Annotated in this window: 2 protein-coding genes; both read left to right on the forward strand. The window is 70.6% G+C overall.

What is annotated here, in order from left to right:
* Window positions 1-145: 145 nt before the first annotated feature.
* Window positions 146-4,321: a DNA helicase gene (locus GZ998_RS03340; RefSeq protein ID WP_219109023.1), complete on the forward strand. Its 4,176-nt coding sequence runs from the start codon at window positions 146-148 to the stop codon at window positions 4,319-4,321.
* Between the two features lie 35 nt (window positions 4,322-4,356).
* Entirely contained in the window at window positions 4,357-4,554 is a 198-nt protein-coding gene (locus GZ998_RS03345; protein ID WP_161923553.1) for a transcriptional regulator, read from the forward strand.
* The last annotated feature ends 303 nt before the right edge of the window (window positions 4,555-4,857 follow it).

A 4,857-nucleotide genomic window follows, 5' to 3' on the forward strand; every position in this document is an offset into this window, starting at 1 on the left:
AGAGCACCGCTCTCCTAAAGCGGGTGTCGCGCGTTCGAATCGCGCCGGGGGCACTCGAATGCAACCAATGTTCCGGCATGCTAGTAACGGCGCTTCCGGTGCGTCGGCACCGTCCGGGGCGGCGGGGCGGATATCGTGCGGGGATATGACGCCTTCACTGTTTTCTCTGGGCCGCAACCGGCGCGACGCCGGGGCGCGGGCGCGTGACTCCGAGGGCGCCGACCGGCCCGATCCGCCAACGACTGTTGCGCCCGAGCAGCCGGATGACACCCCGCCGGAGGACTCCGACCGCAGGGCACGCATTGATGAGGCACTGGCTGCCTGGCGGCAGGAGCTTGCCGACCTCGGGGGGACCTCCAGCCTCGACGCATTCTCCGAGCGCGATGGCATTGTTGACTTGACGGCCGCGCATCCCTCGGGGCTGGCCCAGCTGTACGCAGGCCGCCCCACCCACCTGGGCAGCCTCGTGCGTGAGCGCGTTGCCCTCGGCGTCGCCCGCCAGTCCCTGCGCGAGCTGGTCGGCCGAACCGACCAGCTCTCCAGGCGATTCGGTGTTGCCCCCGTTTACCTGGCCATCGGCGTCGCCGGCTGGACCGAGCCGGTATCCGCCGCCAATGATGCGGACGTCCCTGCCGACCCGGACTCCTTGGGCGGTAGCTCCGCTGACCCTTCCGTCGACGCCGCGACCGTTGCCGGACCGCCGGCAGCCGTGCGTTCGGTGCGCGCCCCCGTGCTGCTGCGACCGGTGCGCCTGTCCAGTGCCGGCGCCGACGCCTCCCTCACCCTGGACCGCTCGATCGAGGTGAACCCGGTCCTGACCCGGGCACTGCGCCGACACGGCTGTGCGGCGGACGTGAATGTCGTCGCCCGTGCCACCTTGGCGGATGACGGCTTCACTCCGCGCGACGCCCTGAGCTCCATCGGCGCGCTGGGCCGGGAGTACCTGCCCGGCTTCGAGATCCACGAGCGCCTGGTAGTGGGAGCTTTCGTACACCCAGGGCAGGCGCTGGTGGAGGATTTCGACGCCACCATTGACCGGGCGCGCACCTCCGCACTCGTGGCGGCCGTCGCTGGCGACGCCGCTGCCCGCGCGGCCCTGGACGTCACCCTGCCCCAGCCGGATCCTTCCGATCGGGCACCGGAGCGGGAACGCGGCGTCGGCGACCTGGATCCCGCCCAGCTCGACGCCGTCGAGGCGGTTGGCACTGGTGCCTCACTACTACTGGACGCCCCTCCTGGATCCGACGTCGCCGCCACCCTCGCCGCCGTGATGGCGGATGCCGCCGCCCTGGGCCGCACGGTGCTGCACGTGCCCGCCACTAGCGCTGACGGGCATGCCGTTGCTGACGCGTTGCGCGAGCTCGGCCTGGGCGCCATCGTGCTGGACCTGACAGAGGATCCCGCTTGGCGGCGCCACGCCGCCGAGGGCATCAAGGCCGCCATGGGTGTGAACGTGCCGGATCTGGACGTGACCGCCATCGTCGGTATGCGCAGTCGGCTGAGCTCCGTGCGTGACAAGCTCTCCCGGTACGTCACTGCCCTGCATACGCCGCGCGAGCCGTGGGGGGCCTCAGCCTACGACGCGCTTCAACAACTTGCCGAGCTCACCTCCGGGCGGGTGCGTGCGCGCACCAGTGCCCGCGTTGTGGCAGGCCGCCTGGAGCGCCTGGATGCCCCCGGCCGCGAGCGTGCCGCGGAACTGCTTCACCGCGCCCACGCGCTCGGCCTGTTCACCAGCTCCCTGGCCGACTCCGCCTGGAACGGCATGGTGGTTGACGACGTCGACGACGCTACCGACGCGCTGGCACGGCTTACTCGGCTCGCTGACGAGCTCCTGCCCGCGGTGCGCGAGCAGGTGGCCGCTGCGGCGGACTCCACTGGGATCACCCGGGCGATTACGCTCGCGCAGTGGTGTGAGCAGCTGGAGATGCTCGACGGGGTGCGCGACTCCCTCGATGTCTTCCTCCCCGAGGTCTTCGAGCGCTCCGCCGCCGATATGGTCATCGCCACCGCGTCCAAGCAGTGGCGCCAGGAGCACCGCGTAGAGATGGGGCGGTCCACCAGGCGCCGGTTCACCAAGCAGGCCAAGGACCTGGTGCGTCCCGGCCGGGAGGTCGCCGACCTGCACGGGGAGCTGGTCAAGGTGCAGCAGCGCCGGGAGGTGTGGCGCCGCTACGACCCGGACGGGGGCTGGCCCCACCTGCCGCAGGGCCTGGATGAGATGCAGCGCGTGGCTGCCCGTGCACGCGAGGCGGTTTCCGCACTGCAGCCCGTGATCGGTGCGGACAACTCCCTGATGGACCTGCCGCTGGTGGACCTGGAGGAGCGCTCCCGCGTCCTGGCGGCCGACGACGTCACGGTCCACAAGCTGCCGGACATCAATCGGGTCACGACCGCCCTGGATGACCTGGGACTCATCCCGCTGCTGGATGACTTGGCGTCCCGGCAGGTGGAGCCGGAGCAGATCGACGATGAGCTCGCCTACTGCTGGTGGTCATCCCTCCTGGCGCAAGTCATGCGTGAGGACCCCGACCTGGGCGGACTGGACGCGGATGCCCTCAATGACCTGGCCGTGTCCTTGCGGGAGTTGGATGCCGCTCAGGCGGACTCCTTGGCCGGCCCGGTGGCCCAGGCCTGCGCACGCCGCGTGCGGGAGGCGGTCGACGCCGACAAGGACGCCGCCCGCAGCCTGTACCGGGCGCTGTCCCTGGAGGAGGGGATGTCGCTGCGCGATGTCATCGCCTCGCACCCCATCGCCATGGTTGCCAAGCCGGTGTGGATCATTCCGCCCACGCTGGTGCCGCAGGTATTCGCTGCCGACGCAGTGGTGGACCTGGCCATTCTGGACGCATCCACGAATGTGCCGGTCTCCCAGGTGATTCCCGCCTTCGTGCGCGCGGAGCAGGTGCTTGTGGTCGGCGACCCCAGGCGCGCTGCTTCTGGGCTGGCAGCCGAACTGGGCCCGCACCTGCCGCAGGTTACGCTGCCCACGGGCCGCAACACCTTGGACGCGGAGATCGCCGCGTTCCTTGCCGCGAACGGCTATGACGACGTCGTGGAGGCAATTCCGGCGCCGCCCGGGCGCTCGCGTCTGTCGCTGGAGCTGGTTGAGGGGCGTGGCATGCCGGCACCGGGCCGTACCGCCGTGGAGTCGGTGCCGGCCGAGGTCAGCCGGGTGGTGGACCTGGTTATTGATCACGCGCTGACTCGTCCCGAGCAGTCGCTCGGTGTGATCGCCCTGAACGCGCGCCACGCGGAGGAGATCCGCCGCGCGACGGCCGCCGCCGTTGTTGGCTCGCCCGCCCTGGCCGACTACTTCGAGACCGGTGTGTCCGAGCCATTCGTCGTCGTCGACTTGGGGGAGGCGCGCTCCCTGCGCCGCGATCAGATAATCGTCTCTGTCGGCTACGCGAAGACTCCGCACGGCCGCACCATTCACAGCTTTGGTGCGGTCAGTGATATCGGCGGCATGGTGGGGCTGGTTGAGGCCCTGTGCGCCTCCCGCGGGGGCACTCAGATTGTGTCCTGCCTGGGTCCGGATGACATCGACGCCGGGCGTCTGCACGCGCCCGGTGCCCGCCTGCTGCGCGAGGTGCTGGTGCACGCCGCCGACTCCGGCAGGCAGTATCCGCAGCAGGAGGAGGTCGCCCCGGAGCGCCTGCTCGTGGAACTGGCCGAGCACCTGTGGCGTAAGGGCCTGGTGGTTGTGCCCCGCTACGGCATTGAGGGCGGCGTGCGCATTCCCTTGGCGATCGGTCACCCGGATCTGCCGGGGGAGCTACTCGTCGCGGTGCTCACCGACGACGTCGACTACGTGGCGCAGCCGAGCCTGCGGCGGCGGGACCGGCACTGGATCGAACGCTTGCAGCAGCGCGGCTGGCACGTGCACACGGCGTACTCGGCAGGTGTATTCGTCGATGTTGAGACGGAGGCGAAGAAGATCGAGGCGCAGGTGCTGGCGGTGCTGGCCTCCCGCACCGAACCGGTCAGGGGCGCGCCACCGCTGCCCGAGCGCCCGGGGGAGGACGATCCGCTGGTGGAGTCGGCTTCTACCGATCCGGGGACCGCGGCTGATGCGGCCCCACGCGGCGACTCACCGGAGCCGCCCCGGCGGGGCGATCGTCCGCCGATCGCCCAGGGGCTGCCGTTGCAGGCCTATTCCGACGATCAGCTCGACGAGCTGGTTGCCTGGATCCGCTCCGACGGCGTGGAGCGTACCGCGGCCGAGGAGACTGAGGAGCTTCGCCAGGCGCTGGCCCTGAGTCGGCGTGGTTCCGGGATTGACGCGGTGCTGGCCAACGCGGTTCGGCGGACCCGGTGAGCGATTCCTCAGGGTCGCGCCGGAGGCGACGCGTCGTGGCGCTGTCACCCCAGGACGCCGCCCGGGTTGCCCAGGGCGAGTTGCCGCAGGCGCAGGCGGAGGCAGAGCGCCGCCGCGGCGTTGACGCGCTCAGTGGCGCCCGTGCCCGCGATGGCGGTGTGCTAGGACGGGAATCATCCGATCATGCCAACGATGCCCGCCTACTGCGGGAGGTGCCGCCGCACTGGGGCTGAGCCTGCGTACCGGTTGACGCGGCGCCCGCAACGCCTTCCCTTCCGGTTCGTGCCGCCAGGTACCCCAACCGGAAGAGCCGGTCATGGGCCTGAGGGTTATCGGCGTAAACGTGGTGCTTTAGACCGGCGTGTCGTGTGTTCTAGCTGGTTGGTCCGGCCCGGCCTTTGGGGGTCCTGAGGCCTTCTTCGGGGGTGGGGGTGGTGCCCCATCCGGCGGGGTGCGTACTGGCGCTAGTGGTGGCCTCCGGCGTAGGGGACTGGGCGGCTTTGCATGACACTGCACGACACTGGGTGGCACTGCAC

It is taken from the genome of Actinomyces sp. 594 (assembly GCF_019325145.1).
In the GTDB taxonomy this organism is placed as follows: domain Bacteria; phylum Actinomycetota; class Actinomycetes; order Actinomycetales; family Actinomycetaceae; genus Actinomyces.